Source organism: Microbulbifer maximicatervae (SeqCode), from assembly GCF_052467825.1.
Map to the genome: position 1 here is coordinate 1598797 of NZ_CP174327.1, position 26797 is coordinate 1625593.

General features: G+C 51.0%; 30 protein-coding genes and 1 tRNA gene. 23 read left to right on the forward strand and 8 right to left on the reverse strand.

What is annotated here, in order from left to right:
* The first annotated feature begins 2 nt into the window (after positions 1–2).
* The 8 genes from moaB to ACJJII_RS07190 all read left to right on the forward strand — a co-directional run bounded on the left by moaB (position 3) and on the right by ACJJII_RS07190 (position 5704).
* Positions 3–545 carry a molybdenum cofactor biosynthesis protein B gene (moaB, locus tag ACJJII_RS07155; protein WP_020413723.1) on the forward strand — a complete coding sequence of 181 codons (543 nt, stop codon included), beginning with the start codon at positions 3–5 and terminating at the stop codon, positions 543–545.
* A gap of 3 nt (positions 546–548) precedes the next feature.
* Positions 549–1040, forward strand: a complete 492-nt coding sequence (moaC, locus tag ACJJII_RS07160; RefSeq protein ID WP_444918760.1) for a cyclic pyranopterin monophosphate synthase MoaC — start codon at positions 549–551, stop codon at positions 1038–1040.
* A gap of 21 nt (positions 1041–1061) precedes the next feature.
* On the forward strand, positions 1062–1307 hold the full coding sequence (gene moaD, locus ACJJII_RS07165; RefSeq protein ID WP_444895498.1) for a molybdopterin converting factor subunit 1: 246 nt from the start codon (positions 1062–1064) through the stop codon (positions 1305–1307).
* A 10-nt stretch (positions 1308–1317) separates the two neighbouring features.
* Complete coding sequence (moaE, locus tag ACJJII_RS07170) at positions 1318–1797, forward strand: molybdopterin synthase catalytic subunit MoaE (RefSeq protein WP_444919262.1); 480 nt, start codon at positions 1318–1320, stop codon at positions 1795–1797.
* Positions 1782–2564, forward strand: coding sequence for a molybdate ABC transporter substrate-binding protein (gene modA / locus ACJJII_RS07175; protein WP_444918761.1), 783 nt, complete (start codon positions 1782–1784; stop codon positions 2562–2564). The genes moaE and modA overlap by 16 nt, the downstream gene beginning before the upstream one ends.
* Positions 2561–3283 (forward strand): molybdate ABC transporter permease subunit, encoded by a 723-nt coding sequence (modB, locus tag ACJJII_RS07180; protein WP_444918762.1) that lies wholly within the window; start codon positions 2561–2563, stop codon positions 3281–3283. Before modA ends, modB begins: the two co-directional genes overlap by 4 nt.
* Positions 3283–4401, forward strand: a complete 1119-nt coding sequence (locus ACJJII_RS07185; protein ID WP_444918763.1) for an ATP-binding cassette domain-containing protein — start codon at positions 3283–3285, stop codon at positions 4399–4401. Before modB ends, ACJJII_RS07185 begins: the two co-directional genes overlap by 1 nt.
* 100 nt (positions 4402–4501) lie before the next feature.
* Positions 4502–5704, forward strand: coding sequence for a hypothetical protein (locus ACJJII_RS07190; RefSeq protein WP_444918764.1), 1203 nt, complete (start codon positions 4502–4504; stop codon positions 5702–5704).
* A gap of 54 nt (positions 5705–5758) precedes the next feature.
* Here the strand turns inward: ACJJII_RS07190 and ACJJII_RS07195 are convergent, their stop codons facing one another.
* Positions 5759–7372, reverse strand: coding sequence for an MFS transporter (locus ACJJII_RS07195; RefSeq protein ID WP_444918765.1), 1614 nt, complete (start codon positions 7370–7372; stop codon positions 5759–5761).
* 198 nt (positions 7373–7570) lie between these two features.
* Between ACJJII_RS07195 and narL the strand changes: the two genes are divergently transcribed.
* Both narL and moeA read left to right on the forward strand, forming a co-directional pair.
* A complete protein-coding gene (gene narL, locus ACJJII_RS07200; protein ID WP_108731363.1) occupies positions 7571–8236 on the forward strand; it encodes a two-component system response regulator NarL in 666 nt (221 codons plus the stop codon).
* Positions 8237–8277: 41 nt separating this feature from the next.
* Entirely contained in the window at positions 8278–9519 is a 1242-nt protein-coding gene (gene moeA / locus ACJJII_RS07205; RefSeq protein ID WP_444918766.1) for a molybdopterin molybdotransferase MoeA, read from the forward strand.
* 346 nt (positions 9520–9865) lie between these two features.
* Here moeA and ACJJII_RS07210 read toward each other — a convergent pair.
* Positions 9866–9942: transfer RNA gene (locus ACJJII_RS07210), tRNA-Arg, on the reverse strand.
* A 191-nt stretch (positions 9943–10133) separates the two neighbouring features.
* Between ACJJII_RS07210 and ACJJII_RS07215 the strand changes: the two genes are divergently transcribed.
* Together ACJJII_RS07215 and ACJJII_RS07220 are read left to right on the forward strand one after the other, a co-directional pair.
* The gene (locus tag ACJJII_RS07215; protein ID WP_444918767.1) at positions 10134–10556 is read left to right on the forward strand and encodes a c-type cytochrome; all 423 of its coding nucleotides are present in this window, start codon (positions 10134–10136) and stop codon (positions 10554–10556) included.
* A gap of 300 nt (positions 10557–10856) precedes the next feature.
* Positions 10857–13379 carry a hypothetical protein gene (locus tag ACJJII_RS07220; protein ID WP_444918769.1) on the forward strand — a complete coding sequence of 841 codons (2523 nt, stop codon included), beginning with the start codon at positions 10857–10859 and terminating at the stop codon, positions 13377–13379.
* Between the two features lie 57 nt (positions 13380–13436).
* Here the strand turns inward: ACJJII_RS07220 and rep are convergent, their stop codons facing one another.
* On the reverse strand, positions 13437–15470 hold the full coding sequence (rep, locus tag ACJJII_RS07225) for a DNA helicase Rep (RefSeq protein ID WP_444918770.1): 2034 nt from the start codon (positions 15468–15470) through the stop codon (positions 13437–13439).
* A gap of 153 nt (positions 15471–15623) precedes the next feature.
* Here rep and ACJJII_RS07230 point away from each other — a divergent pair, with 153 nt between their 5' ends.
* The 6 genes from ACJJII_RS07230 to bla all read left to right on the forward strand — a co-directional run bounded on the left by ACJJII_RS07230 (position 15624) and on the right by bla (position 19366).
* The gene (locus ACJJII_RS07230) at positions 15624–15842 is read left to right on the forward strand and encodes a DUF3565 domain-containing protein (protein ID WP_252084134.1); all 219 of its coding nucleotides are present in this window, start codon (positions 15624–15626) and stop codon (positions 15840–15842) included.
* 2 nt (positions 15843–15844) lie between these two features.
* The gene (locus ACJJII_RS07235; RefSeq protein ID WP_152450565.1) at positions 15845–16297 is read left to right on the forward strand and encodes a YaiI/YqxD family protein; all 453 of its coding nucleotides are present in this window, start codon (positions 15845–15847) and stop codon (positions 16295–16297) included.
* 17 nt (positions 16298–16314) lie between these two features.
* Positions 16315–16818 (forward strand): GNAT family N-acetyltransferase, encoded by a 504-nt coding sequence (locus ACJJII_RS07240; protein ID WP_444906663.1) that lies wholly within the window; start codon positions 16315–16317, stop codon positions 16816–16818.
* A 12-nt stretch (positions 16819–16830) separates the two neighbouring features.
* Positions 16831–17388: a GNAT family N-acetyltransferase gene (locus ACJJII_RS07245; RefSeq protein WP_444906662.1), complete on the forward strand. Its 558-nt coding sequence runs from the start codon at positions 16831–16833 to the stop codon at positions 17386–17388.
* A 145-nt stretch (positions 17389–17533) separates the two neighbouring features.
* The gene (locus tag ACJJII_RS07250; protein ID WP_444918771.1) at positions 17534–18484 is read left to right on the forward strand and encodes an alpha/beta hydrolase family protein; all 951 of its coding nucleotides are present in this window, start codon (positions 17534–17536) and stop codon (positions 18482–18484) included.
* A 9-nt stretch (positions 18485–18493) separates the two neighbouring features.
* A complete protein-coding gene (gene bla / locus ACJJII_RS07255; RefSeq protein WP_444918772.1) occupies positions 18494–19366 on the forward strand; it encodes a subclass B3 metallo-beta-lactamase in 873 nt (290 codons plus the stop codon).
* A gap of 31 nt (positions 19367–19397) precedes the next feature.
* Here the strand turns inward: bla and ACJJII_RS07260 are convergent, their stop codons facing one another.
* Genes ACJJII_RS07260 through ACJJII_RS07270 form a run of 3 tightly spaced genes read right to left on the reverse strand, consistent with a single transcriptional unit; the run spans position 19398 to position 20330 of the window.
* Positions 19398–19595: a putative antibiotic biosynthesis monooxygenase gene (locus ACJJII_RS07260; protein ID WP_282930358.1), complete on the reverse strand. Its 198-nt coding sequence runs from the start codon at positions 19593–19595 to the stop codon at positions 19398–19400.
* Positions 19592–20035 carry a MarR family winged helix-turn-helix transcriptional regulator gene (locus tag ACJJII_RS07265; protein ID WP_444918773.1) on the reverse strand — a complete coding sequence of 148 codons (444 nt, stop codon included), beginning with the start codon at positions 20033–20035 and terminating at the stop codon, positions 19592–19594. Before ACJJII_RS07265 ends, ACJJII_RS07260 begins: the two co-directional genes overlap by 4 nt.
* A 7-nt stretch (positions 20036–20042) precedes the next feature.
* Positions 20043–20330 carry a putative quinol monooxygenase gene (locus ACJJII_RS07270; protein ID WP_444918774.1) on the reverse strand — a complete coding sequence of 96 codons (288 nt, stop codon included), beginning with the start codon at positions 20328–20330 and terminating at the stop codon, positions 20043–20045.
* 309 nt (positions 20331–20639) lie between these two features.
* On the opposite strand from ACJJII_RS07270, the gene ACJJII_RS07275 reads away from it, so the two are divergent.
* On the forward strand, positions 20640–21341 hold the full coding sequence (locus ACJJII_RS07275) for a hypothetical protein (RefSeq protein ID WP_444918775.1): 702 nt from the start codon (positions 20640–20642) through the stop codon (positions 21339–21341).
* Positions 21342–21426: 85 nt separating this feature from the next.
* Here ACJJII_RS07275 and ACJJII_RS07280 read toward each other — a convergent pair whose 3' ends face one another.
* Entirely contained in the window at positions 21427–22917 is a 1491-nt protein-coding gene (locus ACJJII_RS07280; protein ID WP_444918776.1) for a YifB family Mg chelatase-like AAA ATPase, read from the reverse strand.
* A 29-nt stretch (positions 22918–22946) separates the two neighbouring features.
* Positions 22947–23189 (reverse strand): accessory factor UbiK family protein, encoded by a 243-nt coding sequence (locus tag ACJJII_RS07285; RefSeq protein ID WP_108735120.1) that lies wholly within the window; start codon positions 23187–23189, stop codon positions 22947–22949.
* A gap of 426 nt (positions 23190–23615) precedes the next feature.
* On the opposite strand from ACJJII_RS07285, the gene ACJJII_RS07290 reads away from it, so the two are divergent.
* From ACJJII_RS07290 to ACJJII_RS07305, 4 genes are all read left to right on the forward strand, one after another.
* Positions 23616–24341, forward strand: coding sequence for a TorF family putative porin (locus ACJJII_RS07290; RefSeq protein WP_413664042.1), 726 nt, complete (start codon positions 23616–23618; stop codon positions 24339–24341).
* 52 nt (positions 24342–24393) lie between these two features.
* Complete coding sequence (locus ACJJII_RS07295) at positions 24394–24732, forward strand: P-II family nitrogen regulator (RefSeq protein ID WP_282930336.1); 339 nt, start codon at positions 24394–24396, stop codon at positions 24730–24732.
* Positions 24733–24786: 54 nt separating this feature from the next.
* Positions 24787–26046: an ammonium transporter AmtB gene (amtB, locus tag ACJJII_RS07300; RefSeq protein ID WP_282930335.1), complete on the forward strand. Its 1260-nt coding sequence runs from the start codon at positions 24787–24789 to the stop codon at positions 26044–26046.
* 87 nt (positions 26047–26133) lie between these two features.
* A complete protein-coding gene (locus tag ACJJII_RS07305) occupies positions 26134–26472 on the forward strand; it encodes a P-II family nitrogen regulator (RefSeq protein ID WP_108731383.1) in 339 nt (112 codons plus the stop codon).
* Positions 26473–26797: the final 325 nt, after the last annotated feature.

Below are 26797 nucleotides of genomic sequence, written 5' to 3' on the forward strand. Positions count from 1 at the left end.
TTATGTCCGCACACGCTAGCAAAGAATTTGTACCGCTCAACATTGCGGTACTCACTGTATCCGATACCCGCAACGAGCAGACTGATACCTCTGGCCAGTACCTGGTGGAAGCCCTTAAAACTGCCGGCCATCAGCTTGCGGATAAGCGCATTACCCCGGACGATGTTTATCAGATGCGCGCGCTGGTCTCCGCCTGGATTGCCGATCCCAAAGTGCAGGTGGTATTGGTGACCGGCGGTACCGGTTTTACCGATCGCGACTCCACGCCGGAGGCCCTGAGCCCGCTGTTCGACAAAACCGTCGACGGCTTTGGCGAGCTGTTCCGCCATATTTCCCTGGGGGATATCGGCAGCTCTACCGTGCAATCCCGCGCGCTTGCCGGCCTCGCGAATCGCACGCTGATATGTTGTATGCCCGGTTCCACCGGAGCCTGTCGCACTGCTTGGGAAGGCATATTGCTGGAGCAGCTGGATGCCCGCCACAAGCCCTGTAACTTTATCCCCCATGTGCGCTTTGCCAGCGCGCCCTGCGAGAGCCGGGGGTAATTCATGAGTCAGTTAACCCACTTAAACCAGCGCGGCGAAGCCAGCATGGTGGATGTTACCGAGAAGGACATCACTGACCGCAGCGCCCTGGCCGAGAGCAGCATCTGTATGAGTGCAGAGGCTTTTGCACTGCTGAGTGAGGGGGCGCACAAAAAAGGCGACGTGCTCTCTGTAGCTCGTATCGCCGGCATCCAGGCCGCCAAGAAAACATCGGATTTAATTCCCCTGTGCCATCCACTGGCATTGACCAAAGTAGCGGTGGATTTCGAATTACAGCCGGAAAAGCATAATGTGCATATCACTGCTTTCTGCCGCTTGGCCGGGCGCACCGGAGTAGAGATGGAAGCGTTAACCGCAGCTTCGGTAGCGGCTCTGACTATTTACGATATGTGTAAAGCCGTGGACCCGGCGATGGAAATCGGCCCGACCCGCCTGCTGCAAAAAACCGGCGGTAAGCGCGGCCACTGGCGCGGCGATGCTGCGGACAAGGCGTAAAAATTTCAGAGGTGTAAAGCGATGGTAAAGGTTCTGTTTTTCGCGCGTCTGCGCCAGCAATTGGGCATGGGCGAGACTACCCTGGAGGACTTTTCCGGCAGTCTCAGCGAGTTGCGCAATACCCTATGTGAACAGCACCCGGATTGGAGCTCACATCTGCAAAGAGACGATGTCCGTATGGCCCTGAACCAGGAGCTGGCAGAAACCGGAGCCCAGGTGAAGGCTGGGGATGAAGTTGCATTTTTCCCGCCGGTTACCGGCGGTTAGTGGTGCCAATATGAAAGCCGTTGATCGTATTGAAGTCTGTGAAACGCCCCTCGACGTAGCGGCTGAATATACTGCGCTGCAAGGCAACAGTGGTGATGGTGCCTGCGCGCTGTTTGTGGGTTCGGTGCGGGACTTCAATGCCGGTAGTGATGTCTGCGGCCTGGCCCTGGAACACTATCCGGGCATGACCGAAAAAAGCCTGCAACGGATTATCAATGATGCCCGCGATCGCTGGTCCCTGGGGCGTGTGACTATCGTCCACCGTGTTGGCCCCATGCAGATCAACGATGAGATTGTTTTTGTCGGCGTCACCAGCCCCCACCGTCAGGCCGCCTTTGCCGCCTGCCAATACATCATGGATCGCCTCAAAACTGAGGCGCCTTTCTGGAAGCGCGAAGCGGTTGCGGATAAATCCGGTAAGCCTTCAGAGCGTTGGGTCGAAGCCCGGGCCAGTGATGCTGCGGAGATGGAAAAGTGGTCCGCCGGCTGAGCCTGCTGCTATCCGCTTTACTGGTGGCCATCGCGCAGCCGGTTAACGCGGATAACTGCACCTTGCGGGTGGCGGTAGCGGCCAGCTTCCGCCCGGCACTGGAAGAGGTACTGCCAGAATTTGAGCGTCGCCATGCTTGTGTGGTGCAAATCAGCAGTGGCAGCTCCGGGGTGCTTTACCAACAAATAGCGCACCGCGCGCCCTTCGATTTATTCCTGTCTGCGGATCGCGAGCGCCCCGAACTGTTGGAAAAGCAGGGTGGGGCACTGGGTAGCAGTCGCCAGACTTACGCCCTGGGTTTACTGGCCCTCTGGCACCCAAAATCGGAATCGAATATCGAGCAGTTACTGCAAACCTGGCCCGATAAAATTGTATTAGCCGATCCGAAAGTAGCGCCGTTCGGCAGTGCCGCACGGCAAGCGCTGCAAAGCCTGGGTTTGTGGAAGAAAAAACAAACTCAATTGGCCCGGGCCCACAATGCAGGCCAAGCCTATTTAATGCTGGATTCCGGCAATGCGCAGCTGGGCTTTGTCGCCGCCAGCCAGATGCAAGCAGCTAGCCGCGATAACTACTGGTTGCTGCCGCAGCATTTGTACAAACCCATTGAACAGCAGCTGCTGATTCCCACCCAGAGTCGCCGACCTAAAGAGGCACAATCCCTCGCTAACTATTTGCGTTCAGGGGAAGTGCAGGCGCAACTACAGCACTTGGGTTACGGTATTTTGCCGACTCAAGATCGAAGTAGAGATGGAGGGAGTGGCTTATGAATATCGCCGCTGCCGACTGGCAGGCCCTGTGGTTAACTTTAAAATTGGCCGGCTTAACCACCTTACTCCTGTTTATTATCGGCGTGCCCCTGGCCTGGAAATTGAGCCAATGGCAGAGCCGCTGGCGCCACGGTATCGAGGTATTAATTACCCTGCCGCTGGTACTGCCACCCACGGTGTTGGGCTTTTATTTACTGCTTTTATTTTCCCCCAACTATGCGCCCGGGCAGTGGCTGTCACAACTTTTTGATGGCCCTTTGGTGTTTTCCTTTACCGGCCTGGTATTTGCGTCAGTAATTTATTCCCTGCCGTTTATGGTGCAACCTCTGTTGGCCGCGTTTAATGCCAATGGTCAGCGTTTGACCCAGGCTGCCGCAGCACTGGGTATACCGCCCTGGGCGGCATTGTTAAAAGTTCTTTTGCCGGCGAGTCGCACCGCTATTGTGAGTGCCTGCGCTTTAACTTTTGCCCATACCCTGGGTGAGTTCGGGGTAGTGCTGATGATTGGTGGCGCTATTCCCGGTGAGACCCAGGTGGTTTCTATCGCTCTTTATCAACATGTGGAGGCGATGGAATACGGTGCCGCGCACCGGCTGGCTTTGATGTTGATGGGAATTACTACGGTACTGCTACTCGCTGCCCGTTGGCTGGGACATAGTTTGGCCCCGCGTGGATCAAACAACGAGCGCGTTAAACCGGTAATGGGGGTGCTGGGCTAATGGAAATCACCTTACCCCTTTTCGGTACTGCGTCTACCACTTCTGATTCCACCGGATTGAGTGTTACAGGGCTGGTGACTCCGCTTAACGCTGCGACTCCCTGGCAATTAGAGCTACCTGCCTCTGGAGTTTTTGGCCTTACCGGCCCCTCCGGCAGCGGCAAGAGCACATTACTGGCTGCTTTGGCTGGCCAGCGCCATTGCCGTGGCAATATCACTTTTGCCAATACGGTTTGGCAGCGCGGACGCCGCGCCCTGGCTACCCACATAAGAACGCTTTCTTTGGGCTTTCAGGACAGCCGCTTGTTTGCCGGCCAGTCAGTGGCAGATAACCTGGCACTGGCCCGCCGTTACAGCCGCAGGCCACTGCCTATGGAGGAGTGTGATCGGCTGTTAAAGGCTTTTGGTATTGAACCGCTACTCCATCAGCCGGTGGAGCTATTGTCTGGTGGAGAAGCCCAGCGAGTGGCTGTATTACGACAGCTTTATAACAACGCGCCGCTGCAATTATTTGATGAGCCGCTTTCAGCGGTTGACCGCGCCCAGGTACTTCGGCGCCTATTGCCGACCCTGCGGGATTTCTGGGCCCGATATCCGGCGCTGGTAATCTGGACCAGTCACGACTTTGATGAAATCCAGCTGCTAGCCCAGCGCTGTTTGTGGATGGGTTCTACCAATTTGTCCGCGCCACTTCCCTTACCTGAAGTTGCCCAGCGCCTGGATAGCCACGGCGTAGGGGATAGCTGTCGCAGCCGGATTGAAGCGCGAGTGGAATCCCTAAACGATGGTCTGCTGACTTTGGATTTGGGGGGGATTTCTATCTTTGCAGATAGGGTGGCAGGCCATTATCGCAAAGGCGATACCGCAGCTTTTCTGCTGGAAGCTGGAGATATTAGCCTCAGTGTAGAGAAGCCGGGCTTGTCCAGTATCCTCAATTGCCTGCCGGTAACTTTAGTTGCTAAGCAGAACCTTACCGACGGCCGCATTCGTTTACAGTTAGCCGCTGCTGATCAGGTGTTCTACGCAGATATTTCCCGTCTCTCCTGCGAGCGCCTAGAACTGCGTGAAGGCACTACCTACTTTGCCCAGTTTAAGGCCGGTAGTCTTGCTGGTTTGTAAGTAGTTCCAGGGCAATTTCTGAAAGTGCATTTCTTCGATCCCTAAAACCCCAGCAATTTTTTTGCTAAGTTTGAATATCAGCTAACTGAGTGGTGCTCCTATGGGCGTTGTGTTGGGAATTTCCCTCTTTAACGAGGGCGATAAGTTTTACCGGGAAAAAGCACAGGTCGAGGGCTTACCTGTAGCGAAAGCTGTGACCATTGAGGATCTACACCCAGTACTTACTCGCTGCATAGACGAAGGCGGGCACAACTATCGAGTAAGCCGCCTGGAATCAGGTGAGCTGGAAATTGCCGAGCTACTTGAGGATTGTGAGCCCTACCGGATCGATGCTTTCCGTTATCAGCTTCGCCGAAATGGCGACGCTATCGTTATCCACTCTACTTACAAAGACGATGCCTTATACTTTCATCTGGCTTGCCGCGCAGCCAGTGGGCAGAGAGTTAAGATAGATTTCCACGGCGAGCACCGGTTTTATAACTATGACTCCATAGCGGAATACCTGGGTGGTGGTAACTATCATCTGGCTAATCTCTTCGACCTTCAATATCTGCCCTGTTATATCGAAGAGCACTGCCGGCGATTTATTCACTGCCCGGAGTACTGGTCCTTTACCTTTTTTATCCCGTATTTGGGCAAGGTAGAGCTGAATAACCACACTTCCGATCCAGAACAGCCTCTCTACCACCTCGATTTCTATTGCCCGGAGCGCAAGCTAAAAATCTTCCAGTCGGCGCTTGAGAGAGAAGGCTCTTACTATTTTCGCGACGCTATCTCGGCAGAAAAGCTGGTGCAATTGCTAGAAGATATGGCGACAGAACTGCTGCCAGAGCTGCAAGAAGCGGGTGTTAAGTCTTGCTTGAGCTGCTTTGAAGCTATCCATCAAACCTACAGTGAAATTGAGAGCACCATTGAGACGGATGACAGTCTTGCCTCAGTTGCGGAGGATCTTGTTGGATACCAACAGAGTATCTGCGGCAGACCTGTCCAATACGAAGTCACTGAAAATGCAGATGGGTCTATTACTGTGCAGGCCTACTATTTTCAGCCGCCCATAGGTTACAACTATACGATTAGTGCTGAGGATATCGCAGGGTGCCATATCTATCTGGATAAACTGCACGATTTAGATTTTTATGAGCAGATGTGTATGGCTATTGCCAGGCATCTATGCCCGACGATGCCGACCGTTGAAGACTTGGATGAAGTGACGATCTACTATCGCAGGGATACCGATAGACAGCTGATTTCCAGCCTGCTTGAAGGTTCGGATATAACGCCGATATTGATTCAGGTGAAATAAAAAAGGGGAGGTTAAACCTCCCCGCAACTGCGGTTTCCCGCCCGTGAGACCAAATTATGGATTGTAGAATTCGCCGTTTTTGCGCAGGTAGAACCAGTAGTTAACCACCAGGCAAACCGCGTAGAAGATTGCAATGCCTGCTAGAGCGTATTCCGGGGTGGTGGCTTTGATCTGCTCGCCGAAGACCTTGGGAATATAGAAGGCACCGTAGGCGGCAACTGCTGAGGTCCATCCCAATACCGGGCCTGCCTGTTCTTTAGGGAACACCATGGCGATGGTGCGGAAGGTAGAGCCATTGCCGATACCGGTAGCGGCGAACAGCACCAGGAACAGCAGGAAGAAGGGCAGGAAGAACTCTTCCGGAGTGGCTGAGCCGTAGGCGGCCTTCATGTAGTAAGCCACACCCAGGGCACTACCTACCATGATTGCAGCACAGATTTGGGTAACCAGGGCTCCGCCGATGCGGTCGGAGATCCAACCACCTACCGGGCGAATCAGGGCGCCGATAAATGGACCCATCCAGGCGTACATCAGGGCGCTGGGGCCATTGTTGTTGATGGTATCGTGAGTCATAACCCCATCCACCATCACGTGGCTGTATCCGAAGATCACTTTGATAGCCAGGGGGAAGGCCGCTGCGAAACCGATAAAGCTGCCGAAGGTCATGGTGTAAATGACACTCATCACCCAGGTGTGCTTGTTGTTGAAAATACGGTACTGACGCTGCAAGCTGGTTTTGATCTCACCGGGCAACAGCTTCAAGCCGAACACAGTAGCGGCGATTACCAGCACCAATACGATTTCCTTGGGCACCCCCCAGCCTGAACCGTTAGCCGCTTCGGGAAGCAACAGCCACAGACCTGTGATTGCGGTGAAGAGGCCGATTCCCAACATCATGGTCATCTTCAACATCGCGCCGATAGAGCTGCCCACATCCGGGGTTACTTCGTCGGTGCGCAGGTTGTTCATACCGAACCAACCTACAAAGGCCAGTGGAATCAGGAACAGCAGCCATACAAAACCGGCATTTTGAATCCACGCTTCAGAACCGGCTGGTACTTTACCAATCAGGGAGCCAGAGCTGCTCACCAGGGTCATGGGGTCGCCGCCGGCAGCGCCGAAGGCACCGAAGGTCATAAACAGCGGTACCAGGATCTGCATGGTGGTAACACCGAAGTTACCCAGGCCCGCATTCAGGCCAAGTGCCAACCCTTGTTTTTCCTTGGGGAAAAAGAAGCTGATATTGGACATGGAAGAGGCGAAGTTACCACCGCCAATACCTGACAGCAGAGCCAGCAACTGGAATACCCACAATGGGGTCTCAGGATTTTGCAAGGCGATACCCGTGCCTAGGGCAGGGACCATCAATAGGGCCGTGGTAAAGACAATGGTGTTGCGCCCACCGAACAATCGAATAAAGAAACTACTGGGTATTCGAAGGGTGGCGCCGGTGAGGCCGGCAATTGCCATCAGGGTAAACAGATCGGCTTTGGCAATGGGGAAGCCAAGGTTGAGCATTTGAACGGTAATAATGCCCCAGTAGAGCCACACGGCGAAGCCGCACAGCAAACTGGGAATAGATATCCACAAATTCCGGTTTGCGATTTTTTTGCCCTTGGACTGCCAGAACTTGCTGTCCTCTGGGGCCCACTCGTAGATGTCAGACACGGCGGCCACTCCTCCTCGAAATGATTCGTCCGGCCACTATGGGCCGGGGCTTATCCCTGCTCAATTACCAACAGTAAGTAACCCCTTTGCCCCCGCGCGTAATAGCTACCCATTTGGGGGTAAGCGCAGGCACTGAGCCCTGTGTTAAAGTCACTGTTCAGAATTAGTACAACTTACAGCAATGAAGCAGGACACCCCATGACTTCTTCTGCCACGGTAATGATGGTTGATGACCATCCTCTGTTTCGTAAAGGTCTCAAGCAATTGTTTGCTATGGAGCCCAGCTTGGAGTTGGTAGCCGAGGCCAGCAGCGGGGAGGAAGCGCTGGAGCTGGCCAAACAGCACGAGCCGGACCTTATTCTATTGGACCTGAATATGCGCGGTATGGACGGGCTGGATACCCTGCGGGCAATGCGTGCAGCCGATGTAGCCTCTCGCATCGTGATACTCACGGTTTCCGATAACAATGCGGACGTAGTTTCCTGTATTCGTGCCGGTGCCGATGGTTACCTGCTCAAGGATATGGAGCCGGAAGATATTCTCGATCAGGTTATCCAGGCCACACACGGCAAGCTCGCTATCAGCCAGCGCCTTACCGAGATCCTCGCCTCCGCTCTGCGCAAGCCGGATAATTCCGGTGCGGATACCCTGTCGACGCTCACCAGTCGCGAATACCAGATCTTGCAATTGATCGCCGATGGCCTCAGTAACAAGTTAATCGCCCGTGAATTGGATATCAGTGATGCCACTGTAAAGGTTCACGTTAAACACTTATTGAAAAAGTTGGGCATGCGCTCCCGGGTGGAAGCTGCCGTGTGGATGGTTAATCAGAAGCGACCGGAATCCCAAAACCGCAGCCACTAGTTTGTCCCAACCGCAAAGGAATGAAGTAAGAGATATTGTCCATGCCCACTATCGACTGCTGTAGCCAACCGGGCCTTATGCCCATCGAAAGCGCCCGCGAAAAACTTCTTGAGGCACTGAGCCCAATCAGTGGCACTGAGACTTTGCCCCTGGCACAAGCCGCCGGTCGAGTATTGGCTGAGGATGTTATCTCCACAGTAAACCTACCGCCTTGCGACAACTCCGCAATGGACGGTTACGCCCTGCGCTTTGAAGACCTGGCTAGTGGCTTGCCGCTGGAACTGATCGGCAAATCTTTTGCCGGTGCACCTTTTGACGGTGTGGTGAACCCCGGCACCTGCGTGCGCATTATGACAGGAGCCGCAGTACCCGCCGGTGCAGATACGGTAGTGATGCAGGAAAATGTCGATGCCCAGGGGGAGTCGATACGAATAAATTGTGAAGTTCGCGCTGGCGACCATGTTCGCCGCTGCGGTGAAGACGTGGCTGAAGGAGCTAGCCTGCTTAAGGCCGGAGAGCGCATCAGCGTTCCACATATTGCCCTGCTCGCTGCTGCCGGTGTGGGCACAGTGACTGTAGTGCGCAAACCGGTAATCGCACTTTTCTCCACCGGCGATGAACTGCGCCAGCCCGGCGAAGCCCTGGGTAAGGGCGATATCTACGATAGCAACCGCATTGCCCTGTTATCCGCCCTGGAACAGCTGGACCTGGATATTTTGGATTTGGGTATATTGCCCGATAACAAACAGGCTATTACCAATGCCTTGCAGCGTGCTTCCGAAGAGGCCGATGCTATTATCACCTCCGGTGGAGTCTCCGTTGGCGAAGCGGATTACACCCGTGAAGTGTTGGAAGAACTGGGAGAGATCGGCTTCTGGAAAGTGGCGATGAAGCCCGGTAAACCTTTTGCCTTCGGTTTCCTACAAGGAACCCCTTTCTTTGGCTTACCCGGCAACCCGGTTTCCGCCCTGGTAACTTTCTACCAACTGGCCGTGCCCGCCCTGAGTGTGATGAAAGGTGATCAGTGGACTGGCCCGCAGACCTTGCAGGCAAAACTGTTAAAACCCCTGAAGAAAAAGCCGGGCCGTACCGATTTCCAGCGGGGTGTATATCGCAGTGATGAAAACGGGATATTGGTAGTAGAACCGGTTGGTACCCAGGGGAGCCATATTCTTTCCGGCCTTGCTGCTGCTAACTGCTTTATCGTTTTGGCGCGAGAGAGTGGCAGTGTAGAGGCTGGGGAGCAGGTGGTGATTGAGCCTCTGAGGGTGCCGTTGGGGTAGGTTTTTTATAGCTGCTTTCGTATTGAGTATGGGCTCGTATAAGCTATATCCAAATTAATTTGATTGAAATGGGTAAGGGCGATGAGGATTAGCTTCGCCCGTTGGGCTCGCTGCTCTGCGGCAGCTTTGCTGCCTCCGAGTCGAACCTGAGTTTGAGCGAAGCCTGGGAGTTAGCCATATACAAGAAAGCCCGCATAAGCGGGTGGTGTGCGTGAGGATTAGCTTCGCCCTTTGGGCTCGCTGCTCTACGGCAGCTTTGCTGCCTCCGAGTCGAACCTGAGTTCGAACAAAACCCTGGGAGTTAGCCATATACAAAAAAGCCCGCATAAGCGGGCTTTTTTGTATATGGCCCGCCCGAGAGGATTCGAACCTCTGACCTTCGCCTCCGGAGGGCGACGCTCTATCCAGCTGAGCTACGGGCGGTTTAATTGGCTATCTGTGCCAATGGGAGGCGGATTATACAGAAGCTGGGGGGCGGGTTAAAGGACATTCTGTTGGCTTATATAGTCTTTGGCAGGTGGCGATGCAGTGCTTATAATGCGCGGCGTAGGAGTTTGCGACGATATTTTGAACGTTTGTGGGCCAACTCACTTCGGTCCTTTTGGGGGAATATGATGAAGCGTATTTTGGGTATTGTGGCGGCATTGGCCGTCAGTGCGGCTACGGCAGTGGCCCAGCAGTCTGTTAATGAAGAAATCGCAGAGCGAATTGCTCCGGCAGGTGAAACCTGCATGAAAGGTAAAGAGTGTGCGGCGGCAGTAGCGGCAGCACCTGAAGGTACTAGCGGCGGCGCTGCTCGCAGTGGTCAGGATATCTACAACGCAAGCTGCCAGACCTGTCACGCAATGGGTGTTGCAGGTGCGCCAAAATTCGGTGATGCCGCAGCTTGGGCACCCCGTATCGCCAAGGGCATGGATACTCTCTACAATAATGCCATCAATGGTATCAATGCCATGCCGGCCAAAGGCCTGTGTATGGACTGTAGCGATGACGAGATCAAAGCTGCTGTGAATTACATGGTGGATAACAGCAAGTAAGCTGTTTCTCTGTTGGAAAAAGGCCGCTCATTGAGCGGCCTTTTTTGTTTTCTGCTAAGCAAAATATCTCCTCGTCTAACCAGCCTCATTTTTCTGTAATTTTCAAGTACGACTTGTACCTTCCAATGAAATTATAGGTATTATCAAAAAAAGCTGTCTTAAATGACAATTGGATAATTTGCTGGTAGGTAATTAGTAATTAGCAGTTATTCGACATTTAATCCCCCCTGATGCGCAAACTCTGTATTATCCGTGTCTGTTTGTAAGTCAGATGTATATAACAACATAAGGATATTGAGCATGAAGTTGGGGAAGCTTCTTTCATTTATTATTCTTTCATCTTTTTTGACTGCCTGTGGTGGCGGTGGAGGTGGTGATTCTCGTACAGATAGTGATGTTAATAACTCTAGTAATGGTGGCGGTGGCTCCAATAACGGTGGCTCAGGGGGGAGTGGCTCAGATAGTACTCCGGATGAAATTAGTTTTTTAGATATTGAAAATGCTCTTCCTGAAACATTAATAACTTCATTACCAGTAATAGTTACTGGAATTGATACCGCGGTACTTGTTGAAGTATCTGAGGGGGAATTTTCTATCGATGGCCAAGATTTTTCCTCTGAATCTCGTAATATAGAAAATAATCAAACTCTTGTAGTTCGACTTATATCTCATGTTGAGCTGGGGGGCGTAGTTTCTTCTGATATTAATGTTGGTGACTTCATGACAACATTCAATGTCACGACTAAGGGGGATTTGAGTAATCCATCTGTGCGTATAGACTTTCCTGTGAAAGATGGAGTTTATTTATTTGATTCTGAGCTCACAGTCAGTGGTGTGGCTGAAGATGATAATGGCATAGAAAGGATAGAAGTTAACGGAGTTCAAAGTGATTATGACAGTGAATCAAAAAAATGGCATGCCACTATTCCTCTAGTTGAAGATGGCTCTACCCAGATAAAGGTAGATGCTATTGATATTTACCAGAACAGAGAGGAAGTTTCTGGCGTTGAAGTGTATACCAATAAAGGCTATGAGCGTCTGCCAAGAAAAGGGTTTGCTTATTCTTCCTCCAACGGAGGAGAATTGTTATTTGGTAGCCCACTGAGCAGGTATAACCTTGGAAGCAAAACATTTATTTCAGTTGAAGTCGATGATTGGATTCAGAGCTTAGAGGGTTTTGTCTACGATCAGGCGAATGATTTTGTTGTTGGCTATATCAATGGATCTATCTATAGGTTAGATAATTTTTCAGCTGAGTCAAAACAGTCTGAGTTGTATTCTGGAGAATTAGGGGAAGAAATTTTTGACTTGGTGTTTGATAATTCCAAATCTAACATTTACTTCTTGAAAAAAGATGATGGGAATTATTCACTAGGGAAATTGGAGCTGGCAACAAATGCTGTTTCTGTTATCAAGGATGACCTCTTGAATGGTGATCGCTTTCAGCGAGTGACGGCTCTTCAGTGGGCTAATGATCAGTTGGTGTTTGCAACTAATAAAAGTTCTAGTGGAGAATCTGGAGCTGCATTGTTTTCTCTGAATATTCAAGATGGTACTGTTGTTGAACTGACTAGTTTTGGGCGCCATGTAGATTTTCCAATAGCATCTATCGAAGATTTAATTTATCGCCCCTTAGATGATAGCTTTGTGTTTATTGGTAGGCCCTACCGTATATCAAACTTTGTTAGATCAACATATGAAGAGGGTGAAATTTATCAATGGGAAGTTTTAAGTAATAGTTTAACGAAGGTCGTTGGTGTTAACTCTCTCGAGCCTTTCAATTTAAATTTGAGTGAAGCAAAAGTGGTTGAGAAAGGAGATTCTACTAATCTTTTATTAACAACCGAAAGTTCTGATGAGATATTTGAGGTTAATCTGACCTCTGGTGAAGTTGAGCAATTGACAGAACCATTTCGGGGTGTAGGGCCTCAGCTAGTTGCAGAATCTGTACTTGAACCACTCATTTATAGTAGCGAGGAGAAAAAGCTATACCTAACTTCCTCTTCAGCAGAAAGAGATACAGCGGGGAAAATTATTTCTGTTGACCCACAGTCTGGAGAGCGATCAGTCATTACTGGCCCTGAAAAAGGCACTGGTCCGTCTTTTTCCTTTATTTATGATTTAGCTTTTGGTAGCACAGGGTCGCTTTATGCTCTTGATGGGCATCGGGACGAATTTTCCCTAATTCATGTAGATATCCCATCGGGAAACCGAACTCTAATAAGTGACAATAACAGCTCTGACGCTCTAGTTTTAACTGATGCTGTTGAGGTGGAAATTGATCAGGTTAATGAGCGTGCATGGGTAATTTCAGATTTAGGGCGGCTAACCTCTATTTCTCTGGAAACAGGGGAGAAAACTGATCTTAAAGATACTCTTGGCCAACTCACCGGTTCAGGTAGCTGGGTGAATATTGAAACTATGGCTATGACAAAGGATGGGCAATACCTTTATTTATTGGGATATTCTTCTTGGAGTCAGCCGATTTCACGCGAAGTGTATACTGTAGATGTTGAGACTGGATCTATTGTCATGACCTCCCGTTTTAGTGATTCAAGTGAGCTTACGGGAAGTGTGGACATGATATTGAGTGCGGATGAAGAAACATTAATATTCGTTCATAGTTATGCTGGAGACGGGCTTAAATCTATCCCTGTGAATTTTTCCGCCCCACTAAAACATACCCCGTTAAATAGTTCACATAAGCTGGCTAGTATCGCGCTTGATCCAGATTCTGGATATCTATTTGGGTTGGATTTAAATACAAACTCAATATTGGAAATTAATCCTGAGAGTAATATGGCTACCGCTATCTCGTATTGATTTGATTGACTTAAGGTCAGGATATACGCCGTTATATCCTGACCAATATGTGCAACCTCAATCAAACATACTCAACAAAGACCCTAAAGTTTCCTCTCCCTTCGCCTGATTCTGCTCCGGCGTCGCCTTACCAAATCCTTCCAACAACACATCTTCTTCCGGCAATTCGTCAATAAAGCGGCTGGGTGTTGTGTCCTGGGTTTCGCCGAACTGTTTGCGCTTGCCTGCCAAAGTCATGGTGAGGGTGCGCTGGGCGCGAGTGATACCCACGTAGGTGAGGCGGCGCTCCTCTTCGATGTTGTCGTCTTCAATACTGTTGCGGTGGGGAAGTAAGTTCTCTTCCATACCGATCATAAACACGTGGGGGAATTCCAGGCCCTTGGCGGCGTGCAGGGTCATCAGGCTGACCTTATCGGTGGCTTCCTCTTCTTCCTGGCGCTCCAGCATATCCCGCAGGATCAGTTTGGAGATGGCCTGTTCCAGGCGAATATCCTGCTCCAGCTCATCGTCGGTGCCCTCCATAATCTTGTTGAGGCTCTCCAGCAGCCAATACACATTTTCCATGCGCTTCTCGGCCACCTTCTTGCTGCTGGCGTTTTGCGAGAGCCAACCGGCGTAGTCGATATCTTCCAGCATTTCACGCAGGGCGCCATTGGCGGTGGTATCGCGACAGTTGCGCTGTACCCCTTCGAGCCACAGGGCAAAGCGATTTAGGCGCTCGTAGCCCTGCTCGTTGATATGCTCCTTAAAGCCCAATTCCGAGCAGGCTTTGAACATGGAAATCTCGCGACCCTTGGCGTAGTTGCCCAGGGCTTCCAGGCTGCTGGTACCTATTTGGCGACGCGGGGTATTGATGATGCGCAGGAATGCGTTGTCATCATCCGGATTCACCAACAGGCGCAGGTAGGCCATCACGTCCTTGATTTCGGCGCGGGCAAAGAAGGAAGTACCGCCGGACATCTGGTAGGGAACCTGGTGCTCCTGCAGTTTCATTTCGATCAGGCGCGCCTGGTGGTTGCCGCGATAGAGCACGGCAAAATCCATAAACTTGCAGCCGCGGCGGCTCTTCTGCAGAAATATCTCGTTGGCGACCCGCTCGGCCTCCTCGTTTTCATTGGCCACCTTAAGCACGCGGATCTCCTCACCCAGGCCGCGATCGGACCACAATGCTTTGTCGAATTCGTGAGGATTGTGGGCGATCAGGTGGTTGGCCACTTTGAGGATGCGGCTGGTGGAGCGGTAGTTTTGCTCCAGTTTGATCAGACGCAGATTGGGGAAGTCGGTCTTCAGCGCACTCATATTCTCCGGGCGCGCGCCGCGCCAGGCGTAGATAGACTGGTCATCGTCTCCCACCACTGTGAGGCCGCCGCGCCCACCCACCAGCAGCTTCACCAGCAGGTACTGGGAGTTGTTGGTGTCCTGATATTCGTCCACCAGCAGGTAGCGAATCTTTTTGCGCCAGCGTTGCAGCAACTCTGGATCTTTGTCGAACAACTGTACCGGCAGCAGGATCAGGTCGTCGAAGTCGACGGCATTGTAGGCCTTGAGGGCTTCACAGTAGCGATCGTAGGCAACCGCGATGGCCTGCTCACCGGGGCTTTGTGCCTGCTCCAGGGCGCGGCGCGGGGTGAGCATATCGTTCTTCCAATTGGAGATCTGGTTCTGTACCCGATCCAACAGGTCTGTATCCAGGTCGCCATCCCTGAGCATCAGCTCCTTGATCAGGGCGCGGGCGTCTTCCGCATCGAAGATGGAGAAACCGGGCTTGAAGCCGGCGGCGCGGTATTCCTTGCGCAGGATATTCAGCCCAAGGTTGTGAAAGGTGGATACGGTCAGGCCGTGACTCGCCTTGGAGCGCTTGCCATCCGGGCCCGCCAGCAGTTTGCTGACCCGCTCTTTCATCTCCCGTGCCGCCTTGTTGGTGAAGGTGAGGGCGGCGATATTGCGCGCGGCGTAGCCACACTGCTCGATCAGGTAGGCGATCTTGCGGGTGATTACGCTGGTCTTGCCGGAGCCGGCACCGGCCAGCACCAGGCAAGGGCCATCGACGTACTTCACGGCTTCGGATTGGCGGGGATTGAGCTGGGTCATAGATGGGGCTGCATCTTCGCGTCGCGGAAAAGCGGGAGATTCTAGCAGTCTTGGCTCGAATCATCCCAGTACCAGTGCGAACCACCGGCCACACGTATACTTTGCCCTTGGGATTGGCTATAACTGCGCCTTATTCCCTGCTTGTGTAACCCCATGCAACAACCCATCGCCGGCTACCACCTGGATGAAGAGAATCACTGGGTGGCGGAGCTCGCCTGTGGCCACTTCCAACATGTACGCCACAATCCTCCCTGGACCAACCGGCCCTGGGTGATTACTGAACAAGGGCGCGAGTCCATGCTGGGATTCCAGCTCAATTGCAAGAAATGCGATGAGGGTGCACCGCCCGATACGCTCGAAAAGGTTGTATAGCCATGACAAAACTCTGGGTCGATGCCGACGCCTGCCCGGTCGCCATCAAGGAAATCCTGTTTCGCGCCGCTGAGCGCACAGCCACAGAACTGACTTTGGTGGCCAACCAAGCGGTGCGGGTGCCGCCGTCGCGCTATATTCGCTCCGTGCAAGTGACAGCCGGTTTTGATGTGGCGGATAACGAGATAGTGCAGCGCTGTGAGGCGGGGGACCTGATTATTACAAGCGATATCCCACTGGCAGCAGAGGTGATCGACAAGGGTGCTGAAGCCCTTAATCCCCGTGGGGAGCGCTATACGAAGGCCAATATCCGCGCGCGTCTTAATATGCGGGACTTTATGGATACCCTGCGCTCCAGCGGCGTGCATACCGGCGGACCACCGGCCCTTAGCCAGGCGGACCGCAAAGCTTTTGCCGATCAGTTAGATCGATGGCTGGCAAAGAGTCGCAAGTAACTTTAAGGAGAATTGCCGTGGATAATTTGAGACTGAAGCCAATGGAAGAGTGGCAATTCCCAACATTGATGTCTTGGCTACCTGATAGGGAGCAGTGCCAACAGTGGGGTGGTCCTGATTTCAGGTTTCCGTTCGAGGGGAGGTCCTTCTTGGAGGATTGTCGTTGGCCGGAGTTGCCCAGCTACGCACTTCAGGACAGCAGCGGTGATGTGCTGGCTTTTGGGCAGTATTACCAACACCTGGGTCGTTGCCACCTAAGTCGCCTAATTGTCTCTCCCAATCATCGCGGAGCCGGATTAGGGCGTGCGCTGGTAGTACAGCTTGCACAAACAGGAGCCAGAGCCCTGGATGCAATCGAGTGCTCTTTATTTGTCCTGCGTACTAATCTAGCGGCACGGACTCTCTACCAGAAATTGGGTTTTGAGGAAGCGGCTTATCCAGGGCAGCGAAAATGGCTGGATCAGTGCGATTTTATGGTCGCACCGTCTGTAGATTTTCAGCAGAAACAAAATATTGAATAGCGCGAATATTTCATGCCTGAATTAATACAACCCACGACCGAACGCTTACAGCTGCGCCAGTGGCGAGCGGAAGATAAGCCTGTATTCGCGGAAATGAATGCCGACCCAAGGGTGATGGAGTTTTTCCCCTCATTGCTGACGCGACAGCAGAGTGATGCCGGTGTGGATCGCAGTATTGCGCATATTGAGAAGTACGGCTGGGGCTTTTGGGCCTTGGAGCTGAGAGACACCAACGAGTTTCTCGGATTTGTCGGTATGAAAAATGTGACCGAAGATTTGCCCTTCACTCCAGCGGTAGAGATTGGCTGGCGCTTGGCCTTTCCCCATTGGGGAAAAGGCTATGCCAGTGAAGCTGCACAAGCATCTTTGGATGTAGCTTTTAATACCCTGAATCTCAGCGAAGTCGTTTCCTTTACTGCACTACAAAACCTTCGTTCCCAGCGGGTGATGGAGCGACTGGGTATGCGGCGGGATTCTCTCGTCTTTGAACATCCACTGGTCCCCAGCGAAAGCCATCTACAGCGGCACTGCCTTTATCGCTTAAGTGCTGATGATTGGAAAAAATCTTGATGTGATTAGCTTCAGTTAGCTCGGGAACCATTACTTTTTCTTGGGTTCGGAGAGGGGATAAATATGAGGTCCACCCCCTCTTCAACAATAACTAAGCAAATATAGCCCCACCATTAATTTCAGGTGAGGGCAGGGAGTTCTCGCTATGGGTTTTCTTAAATCGGCCTTTATAACGGCAACTGGTTTTCTGCTAGCGACTTTGCATATCGGCGTGTCCGCCGAACCTCTACTTAAAGTCAGTAAACGCCCTGATGGATCAACGCTTTACTGGTCTTTAGAGCAACCATCGGCTAAAGGGAAATATGGCTTGTTCCTGATAGCCCAGGGATCTGGCTGCCTACCTGCTGTTAAAAATACTACTATCCAGCAGGCTAAAGAGTTAGCGGCAGGATATGTTGTTTTAGTGGTAGAAAAATATGGTGTAACTCACTCTGACAGCCCGGAAGAGCAATTTAAAGATTGTTCAAAAGAGTATGTAGCTAACCATACCGTTGAGCAGCGTGCGGTAGATGTAGAGCAGATTGTCGACGAACTGCGCGGGGCTGATTGGTGGAATGGCAAGCTGGTCTTGTTCGGCGGTTCCGAAGGTGGTGATCTTGTTGCACGACTGGCGCCGAGGCTAAATCCCGATGCGGCAGTGGTCTTTTCAAGTGGATTGGGGGAATCCTTTGCTCAAGAGCTAAAGAGCTTGGTTCCGCCCCACGTAGCTAAAGAGGTAGATGCCAAACTCGCCTATGCCCGAGCTAACCCAGAAAGCGCGGAAGTCTGGGGTGGAAACTCTATGCGTTGGTGGGCCGATGTCGTCGATCGGGTACCGGTCAACGATTTATTGAACAGCCATGCCCCCGTATTATTGATCCAGGGCACAGAAGATAAATCTGCCCCGGTCAGTTCCGGCCGAGCAGCACGAGATGCCTATGCATCAGCCGGACGTTGTGAGCTGACTTATTGGGAGTACTCCGGTTACGATCACTATATGACAGATAGGGATGGCGTAAATCACCGGGGAGAAGTTTTTGAAAGAATTGCAGGATGGATTAACAAAGCTGCACTAAATGGGGCTCCCGGGTGTATTCCTGATGCCGGTAAAAGTTGAGACTGATAGATGAATATAAGAATCCAATTAGCCGCAATAGTGATGGCCGCTTATTCCAGTTTTTCGGCAGCGGAAAACTATGCTGTCTTACCACAACTGGAAACCTACAAGGTACCAGAATCCTGGCGTCAGCCAGTAGCGCCTCTAAAGATTGCAGGTAACACGTGGCAAATAGGTACTGAGGGAATTACCTCACTGTTATTAAAAGGCAAAGAGGGATCGGTTCTAATTGATGGTGGCATGGAGCAGACAGCTGAGCATTTATTGGAGAATATGCACAGATTGGGAGTCGCCCCCTCAGATCTCAAATTAATCTTGCACAGTCAGGCCCATGCAGACCACATAGGTTCCTTAGCGGAGCTAAAACGCGTAACTGGTGCACAGGTGGTAACTAATGCCGAGTCAGCGGTGTTAATGGCTCGCGGTGGTGCCAATGATATTCATTTTGCCGACGAACTTTTATATCCGCCAATAAAGGCGGATCGTATCCTGCACGATGGCGAGCAAGTGGTTCTAGGGGATTTGCGTCTACGCGTACATTTTATCCCAGGCCATACACCAGGCAGTATGGCCTGGACCTGGGAAGACAAAGTTGATGGTAAAACTAAAGATATAGCTTATGTGGATAGCCTTACAGCGCCCGGTTATCAACTGATTGATAACCGCCGCTACCCCAATATCGTAGAGGACTTCCGCACAAGCTTTGCCCGTGTGCGGGATTTACCTTGTGATTTACTACTTACCCCTCATGCACCTGCCAGCGGCTGGGAGTTTAAAAACAGAGCCATACAGAAAAAATTAGTCAGCTGTCTTCAATATGCAGAGAAAGCGGACGCAAAATTAAGTGAAAAGCTGGAAGCGGAGAAAGGTTCAGCTGACTAGATGTTGGCGCCACAAAACATGGCTCGGCATATTAATGCCGGGCCAAAAATTGATGTACCTTTGGCACAAGATAGAAATACATTAGTGGGACCAGAATAGCGGTCATTATTAGCGCTTTTAAACCAATTGCAATTTGCAATTCCAGTGCCTGCATCCCTAGAAGTAATAGAGTAACAATAGGGTAAACCAGTGCCCAGATGCACAGGGCGTGTAGAATCGGTTTCTTCATTTGTTCAATTTCCCCATAAATTTAGAAATTGTCTTAAAATATCCGGGCAAGATTTTCTGTAGAAATTGTTTTCCACTCTCAGTAAGTGCTACACATTTTGCCCTGCCATCGCTGGAGTCTGCTTCCATAACGATGAGCTCATCTTCCACCATGCTTTTCAGGGTTCGTGTCATTACCGGGCGAGAAACATTGATGCGCTCTGCGATTTCTGAAGCGAGTAAACTATCTCTTTGAGGCTCCCGGTCGATAACGATCATTGCCAGGAAGCGCAGCTGGGAGGTTCCGTGTTCAGAAAAGTAACCCTCCAGCTCCCGCAATAGGAGGCTCGCATCCCGCATCATGGTGAGGGCGCCCTGAATGGCAGTGGGGTCTTTTACAGAAAATCGTTTGGAATATCCCTCAACCATCTGTTGTGAGGGAAGTTCTTTGAGAAAAAACATAAGGGTATTAAGCTAACCTCACCAGCTTATTGATCTCCACAGGCTCTTTTAGCCACTCTTGATAGGCTTCGAAAATCGGGGTTATGTAGGGCATAGTGTAATGCTTATCGAGATCTTCCTGACTGCGCCACTCCTCGTATAAAAACAGGTTTTCCCCGTCCTCGTGCACAGAAAACTGCAGGCAGCCCTCTTCCTCCAATGTATTAGCCACTATGGACAGGATGGCCTGTTTGGCTTGTATGAAGAATTCAGCCTTGGGGGAAATCTTGGCAATAATGAATAGATGCTTGTTCATATATAGTGCCTTTATATATAGATGGTTACCGTGATAACTACCTGGATGATTATGTCAACTGATCGCCATGTCAATAATTGCAATGATTAATGTGAATGAATACAGGCCTATTTTAAGCGGGTTGGGTTTATAAAATACTGAAATCACTAGGGGGAGAAATAGCAAGAAAAATCAAAAATACAGTAAAGCCTCACTGTAGGATGAAGGTTAATTGTTCATGTACATGCAATCGGACGAAAAGTTGTCGACAAGTTGAGTTGCAATAATTTGTCGAATAATGATCGAAGCTTTTACTGGGTGAGGATAAATATGCCTTTATGGATGAATCGAACTGCAAGAGATACTCGCAGAATTATAGAAAGAGTTATCTTAGCAGCAAGAGCTCGGGGTTGTATTAGAGTCGTTGAGTTTTCACAATCCCCTGGAAGTAAAATTCACACTGTACTCACTAAAAGGGGAGTTGGAGATGGTATATGTATAGCACTAGCACTTTATTGGCTTGAGGGGCAAATTAAAAACAGGGGCTATCTAGACCCTATGGTCGGGCAGAATAAGAGAGTTATTGCTGATGCTCTTTCGCCGGCAATAGAATTATTTAATGCCACAAAAGCTGCGAATACTCAGATGAAGGATGCCCATTTGTGGATGAATACTCACGGTTTCGTAGGAAATATGCCCCGTAAAGAATATGTCAATAGACTTAGAAATTGGGTTGGTGATTACTGCTGTCAGGGGCCAGCTATAAATCAATTTCGAATAATTTCCACTCGAAGTTTTCATTCGCATACTATGGCCTTGGATCTTGAAAATTTGATATTTTTTGATCCAAATATTGGGACTTTCCAATTTAATTATCTGGCGCACCTGAGGAATTTTTTAAGCGATGTGATCTTTCCTTATGGGGTTGGGGGACGTGAACAAGGTGCACAATATTTGGGGCGTAAAGTGCTCCATGTTTTGGAAATGGGGTCTTATAGTCGGGATCCTAATTTAAATTACTTCATGAGCTGATATTGAGTATCCACCTCAGCTTACGAATAAAGGTATCGAGACCGGTATAGATTCCTCGGGATGTGTAAGTGTTCATATAGGCAAGTTATGCCGTAGCCGTTTGGCGCCTGTCCAGATTGCGGTACGCCAAAGCTTCAGCAATTTGAGTTGTGCTTATACGTTCAGAATTAGCAAGGTCTGCCAAGGTTCGGGCTACTTTAAGGACCCGATGGTAACTACGTGCAGATAGCCCCAGTTTTTCCACCGATTGACGTAAGAGGTGTTTCTCCTTTTCCCCCAAGGCACAGTGCTTTTCCAGCTCTGCGCCTTTTAACAAGTTATTTGTCTTACCTTGCCGCTGTATTTGTTGCTGGCGTGCGGCACAAACTCTCTCTCTCACGGTATCGGAAGTTTCTCCGGGAGCTGAATCCTGTAATTGCACAGCATTCATAGCGCCCACCTCTACCTGCATATCGATACGATCCAGCAGAGGGCCTGAGAGTTTGTTGCGATATCGATCTATCTGGTCTGGGGTACAGCGACAGCGGGGTTCGCCTAAATAGCCACAAGGGCAAGGGTTCATAGCCCCGACCAGCTGAAAGTGGGCGGGGTAGGTGACTTGGGCTCGGGCGCGGGAGATACGCACTTCACCATTCTCCAGGGGTTCCCGCAGTATCTCCAGGGCGTGCCTGGGAAATTCGGGCATCTCATCAAGGAATAGGACTCCCCGGTGCGCGAGGGATATCTCACCGGGCCGTGGAGTACTGCCCCCACCGACCAGCGCTGTTGGGGAGGCGCTGTGGTGTGGGGCCCTGAAAGGGCGCAGGCTCTGGTGAGGTAGGCCTGCGCTGGAGTAAACGCTCGCTACCTCTAGTGACTCTTCAGTTGTCAGCGGGGGCAATATTCCTGGCAGGCGGCTGGCCAGCATGGTTTTGCCGGTGCCGGGCGGACCGTAAAAAAGCAGATTGTGGCTCCCGGCTGCTGCCACTTCGAGAGCGCGGCGGGCTTTTAGTTGGCCGCGCACATCGGCCAAGTCTGCGCAAAGGTGCTCTTCGGCAATAGGCTCTACAACAGCTTTGGGCATAGATTCACGCCCATGAAGTTCGGCGCAAACTTCCAGTAGGGAGTTGGCAATGCTGACTTCGCCGGTTGCCAGCGCGGCTTCCGCACCGTTCTCGGTAGGCACAACGAGTTTACGGTCTTCATTGGTGCAGGCTACGGCTGCCGGTAAGCTACCACTTACTTCCCGCAAGGCGCCAGTGAGTGCTAGCTCGCCAATAAATTCATAACGTTCCAGAGTTTCGGTGGGAACCTGTCCCGAGGCGCTGAGAATGCCGATGGCGATGGCCAGGTCGTAGCGGCCACCTTCCTTGGGTAAGTCGGCGGGGGCGAGGTTGACGGTAATACGGCGCTGGGGGAAGTCGAAATGACTGTTGATTAGGGCGCTGCGGACACGATCGCGACTCTCCCGCACCGCCGCTTCCGGTAAACCCACAATATGAAAAGCAGGGAGGCCATTTGCCAGGTGGGTTTCTACGGTAACCAGAGGTGCAGAGACCCCGAGCTGAGCTCGGGAGTAGGTGACTGAGAGGCTCACGATTTCATCCTTGAAGTGGCTCCCTGGGCTTAGTCCTTGGCGGCGCTGTCTCTCTGCGCCAGGGCTTGCTCCAGCATTTCGACCTTATCTTCGAGTCGTGCCAGCTTTTCCCGGGTCCGGCGCAGTATCTCCACCTGAGTGTCGAACTCTCGCTGGGAGACCAATGGCAATTTATCCAGTGATACCTCCAGAGCACTGCGCAGGTCACTGGTCACCACGGCGCCCTGTTGTTGTAGCTCTTTCAGCAGCTGTTGCAGTTTATCTGCTGCCACGGGCATTTCCTCGCTAAATAAGATGGATATGAATAGCACGGGATTGTAACCCAGTGCATTTTTTGGAAAAAGCAGCCTAACAGCGCACCGTTCTGAGCGCACCTTAATCTTTACCTCCCCACTTCAGTGCAAAGGAAGAAAGGTAGTTCCATGTTGGTGCAACACTTCGCCTCCGAGTTTCTATTCGTACGAATTTTACTAATTCAATTACTCCTAACTTATTGATTTTGCTTGCGGTTGCAGTGTTGGCATCAAGTCTGCAAACAATCTGTGCAGGTGTCCCATTAACGATCATTGGGAGTCTGGGAAAGTAGCAGTTCACGAGACGCAAGCGACCCTCTGTCACACCCGACAGTGAAGGACTGATTACAGGCGGCGCCATAAAAGCACTCGAAAAAACAGCTTCAAAAGCCTTGGAGGATTAAAGTGGAAAATAAAATGTATAAAGTTGCCACTCTCGTCACCGGTGCCGTTCTCGCACTGGGCGCTGCAAATTTATCGATGGCTGCCGAGGGCGGTCCCAGCATTAGTGCCAATGTGGGTCTTGTTTCTGACTATAGATTCCGTGGTATTAGCCAGACTGATGGAGGCCCCGCATTACAGGGTGGTGTCGATGTCGATTTTGGAAACGGCATTTATATTGGCACCTGGGCATCCCAAGTGGATTTTGATTACGAGACTGATCAAACCGACTACGAACAGGATTTTTACGGCGGTTATAGTGCGGATATCAATGACAGCGTTAGCTTTGATGTTGGCTACATTTATTACGCCTATCACGGAGGAAGTGAAGATGAAGATTATCAGGAAATATACGGCAGCCTGAGTTTTTCAGACTTAACGTTGGGGTTTGCCTATTCCGATGATTATTGGGCGGATACCGGTGAGTTTTATTACCCTTATGCGGAATATAGTTTCGCTCTTCCCTCAGATCTTTCTCTCGATCTACATCTGGGATTAAACCTTTTTGAAGAAGAAGGTTTTCTCGATGGATCTGATTCCTATATCGATTACTCCGTTTCCCTCAGTAAAGAATTTGGCGGCTTGAGCCTGAGCGCTTCTTTCGTGGGCACCGATGTCAGCGATAAAGAGTGCTACGAGACCGACTGGTGCGAACCTACATTGCTCGCTGGCGCGACTTATACCTGGTAATACAAAAGGGCCTTCGCTAATACGAGGGCCCGTTTTTCTTTAGGGGAATACCATGAAATTAATCACTGCAATCATTAAACCCTTCAAGCTGGATGCTGTGAGAGATGCCCTGCGGGAGTCGGGGGTTAATGGTGTAACGGTTACTGAAGTGAAGGGCTTTGGTCGCCAAAAAGGGCATACGGAATTGTATCGCGGTGCAGAGTATGTGGTGGATTTTCTTCCGAAAACCATGCTGCAAATAGCGGTGGCAGATTCGCAACTGGATGCGGTTATCGAAGCAATTGGTTCCAGCGCGCAGAGTGGCAAGATCGGTGACGGAAAAATATTTGTCGCAGAGCTTGAGCAGGTCGTGCGCATACGTACCGGAGAAACCGGTAATGCAGCAATTTAATTAAAAACCGAAAACATAATTTTAATAAATATCCAGATTTGAACGGAGAGGAATATGGAGAACCAAATTTTTCAATTGCAGTATGCAATTGATACTTTTTACTTTCTGATGTGCGGCGCCTTGGTAATGTGGATGGCCGCCGGCTTTTCTATGCTGGAAGCCGGCTTGGTGCGCTCCAAAAACACTACGGAAATTCTCACCAAGAATGTGGCCCTGTTTGCGATTGCCTGCATTATGTATCTGCTGACTGGCTACGCCATTATGTACGATGGTGGCTGGGCATTGTCCGGTATTGAGGCGTTTAGTCTGGAAGGCGTACTCAGCGATTCTGCAGAAAATGGTTTTGAGGGTGACTCCGTTTATTCCGGAGCTTCAGACTTTTTCTTCCAGGTGGTTTTCGTAGCTACCGCCATGTCCATTGTGTCCGGTGCGGTTGCCGAGCGTATGAAGCTGTGGAGCTTCCTGGCCTTTGCAGTAGTTTTGACCGGTTTCATCTATCCACTGGAAGGTGCCTGGACTTGGGGTAGTAAAGAGGTTTTCGGCCTGTATAACTTGGGCGATCTCGGTTTCTCTGATTTTGCCGGTTCCGGTATCGTGCATATGGCGGGTGCAGCGGCTGCGCTTGCTGGTGTCCTGCTACTGGGCGCGCGCAAAGGCAAATATGGCCCCAACGGCCAAGTGTATGCCATTCCCGGTGCTAACTTGCCGTTGGCAACCCTGGGTACCTTTATCCTGTGGATGGGCTGGTTTGGCTTCAATGGCGGCTCCGTACTGAAGCTGGGCGATGCTGCCAGTGCACACTCTGTTGCCATGGTCTTTGTGAATACCAATACCGCTGCTGCCGGTGGTGCTATTGCTGCACTGATCACCGCCCGTATCCTGTTCGGTAAAGCTGATCTGACCATGTTGCTCAATGGTGCCCTGGCCGGTCTGGTAGCAATTACTGCGGAGCCTTCGACCCCGACTGCATTGCAGGCAACCCTCTTCGGTATGATCGCGGGTGTGTTGGTGGTCTTCTCTATCATCACCCTGGATAAGCTGAAAATTGATGATCCGGTAGGCGCTATCTCTGTACACGGTGTTGTCGGCTTGCTCGGTTTGCTATTGGTACCTGTGACTAATAATGATTCCAGTTTCAGCGGGCAATTGATTGGTGCACTGACCATCTTTGGCTGGGTATTCGTCAGTTCATTTGCAGTGTGGTACCTGCTCAAGCTCGTCACTGGTATCCGTGTGAGCGAAGATGAGGAGCAAGAGGGTGTTGACTTGACCGAATGCGGAATGGAAGCTTACCCGGAATTTATGAACAAGTAAGTTAACAGTGTCGGTGCTGCCCCATAGGCGGGGCAGTGGCCTGGGTAAGGTTCTCTCGACGAGGACGAATCAGGGGAAATACTCAAGATGAAATTGATTACGGCTGTAGTAAAGCCCTTCAAATTGGATGATGTACGCACTGCCCTGTCTGAAGTGGGCGTGCAAGGAATGACCGTCACCGAGGTAAAAGGTTTTGGGCGTCAAAAAGGCCATACAGAACTTTATCGTGGCGCCGAATATGTGGTGGACTTCCTACCGAAAGTAAAATTGGAACTCGCTGTTGATGATGAGATGGTGGACTCCGCTGTCGAGGCAATCACCAAGGCGGCGCAAACCGGCAAAATCGGTGACGGCAAAATCTTTATCACGGCTCTCGAAGAAGTCATTCGTATCCGTACCGGTGAAACCGGTAGCGAAGCTGTGTAACCTGTTTGATAACTCTTTCATAACGTAGCGATTGAGTATCATAAGCCCCGCAAGGGGCTTAATACGCACTTCTGATAAGTCCCGCTATCTCGCCTTCGATCTTTGTTATCTATTTTGCTTGAAATACCTGCTACCGGTGCAGGCGCAAAAATCTGCATAACTAACTGAAATATTCCCATTTCATTTCCCAACAAAAAACTCTACAGCCTCCTCCTTGTGTTACTGGCACGGGGGTGGGGAACTGCCTATAAATTAATCGCCGCTATTGACGCGGTAGGGGATCGCCACTGAAAAGTGGTTGTCAGTTTTGTAGATGCCGCGGGAA

Bases quoted from the DNA above. Each gene is read 5' to 3' on its own strand.
- ACJJII_RS07190 (WP_444918764.1), top strand. From the start codon at position 4,502: ATGGGCGTTGTGTTGGGAATTTCCCTCTTTAACGAGGGCGATAAGTTT.
- ACJJII_RS07295 (WP_282930336.1), top strand. From the start codon at position 24,394: ATGAAATTAATCACTGCAATCATTAAACCCTTCAAGCTGGATGCTGTG.
- ACJJII_RS07275 (WP_444918775.1), top strand. From the start codon at position 20,640: ATGCCTTTATGGATGAATCGAACTGCAAGAGATACTCGCAGAATTATA.
- moaD (WP_444895498.1), top strand. From the start codon at position 1,062: ATGGTAAAGGTTCTGTTTTTCGCGCGTCTGCGCCAGCAATTGGGCATG.
- rep (WP_444918770.1), bottom strand. From the start codon at position 15,470: ATGACCCAGCTCAATCCCCGCCAATCCGAAGCCGTGAAGTACGTCGAT.
- ACJJII_RS07220 (WP_444918769.1), top strand. From the start codon at position 10,857: ATGAAGTTGGGGAAGCTTCTTTCATTTATTATTCTTTCATCTTTTTTG.
- ACJJII_RS07185 (WP_444918763.1), top strand. From the start codon at position 3,283: ATGGAAATCACCTTACCCCTTTTCGGTACTGCGTCTACCACTTCTGAT.
- modB (WP_444918762.1), top strand. From the start codon at position 2,561: ATGAATATCGCCGCTGCCGACTGGCAGGCCCTGTGGTTAACTTTAAAA.
- ACJJII_RS07260 (WP_282930358.1), bottom strand. From the start codon at position 19,595: ATGAAGAAACCGATTCTACACGCCCTGTGCATCTGGGCACTGGTTTAC.
- amtB (WP_282930335.1), top strand. From the start codon at position 24,787: ATGGAGAACCAAATTTTTCAATTGCAGTATGCAATTGATACTTTTTAC.
- ACJJII_RS07265 (WP_444918773.1), bottom strand. From the start codon at position 20,035: ATGTTTTTTCTCAAAGAACTTCCCTCACAACAGATGGTTGAGGGATAT.
- ACJJII_RS07230 (WP_252084134.1), top strand. From the start codon at position 15,624: ATGCAACAACCCATCGCCGGCTACCACCTGGATGAAGAGAATCACTGG.
- ACJJII_RS07270 (WP_444918774.1), bottom strand. From the start codon at position 20,330: ATGAACAAGCATCTATTCATTATTGCCAAGATTTCCCCCAAGGCTGAA.
- ACJJII_RS07215 (WP_444918767.1), top strand. From the start codon at position 10,134: ATGAAGCGTATTTTGGGTATTGTGGCGGCATTGGCCGTCAGTGCGGCT.
- narL (WP_108731363.1), top strand. From the start codon at position 7,571: ATGACTTCTTCTGCCACGGTAATGATGGTTGATGACCATCCTCTGTTT.
- moeA (WP_444918766.1), top strand. From the start codon at position 8,278: ATGCCCACTATCGACTGCTGTAGCCAACCGGGCCTTATGCCCATCGAA.
- ACJJII_RS07235 (WP_152450565.1), top strand. From the start codon at position 15,845: ATGACAAAACTCTGGGTCGATGCCGACGCCTGCCCGGTCGCCATCAAG.
- ACJJII_RS07245 (WP_444906662.1), top strand. From the start codon at position 16,831: ATGCCTGAATTAATACAACCCACGACCGAACGCTTACAGCTGCGCCAG.
- moaC (WP_444918760.1), top strand. From the start codon at position 549: ATGAGTCAGTTAACCCACTTAAACCAGCGCGGCGAAGCCAGCATGGTG.
- ACJJII_RS07250 (WP_444918771.1), top strand. From the start codon at position 17,534: ATGGGTTTTCTTAAATCGGCCTTTATAACGGCAACTGGTTTTCTGCTA.
- ACJJII_RS07305 (WP_108731383.1), top strand. From the start codon at position 26,134: ATGAAATTGATTACGGCTGTAGTAAAGCCCTTCAAATTGGATGATGTA.
- moaE (WP_444919262.1), top strand. From the start codon at position 1,318: ATGAAAGCCGTTGATCGTATTGAAGTCTGTGAAACGCCCCTCGACGTA.
- moaB (WP_020413723.1), top strand. From the start codon at position 3: ATGTCCGCACACGCTAGCAAAGAATTTGTACCGCTCAACATTGCGGTA.
- bla (WP_444918772.1), top strand. From the start codon at position 18,494: ATGAATATAAGAATCCAATTAGCCGCAATAGTGATGGCCGCTTATTCC.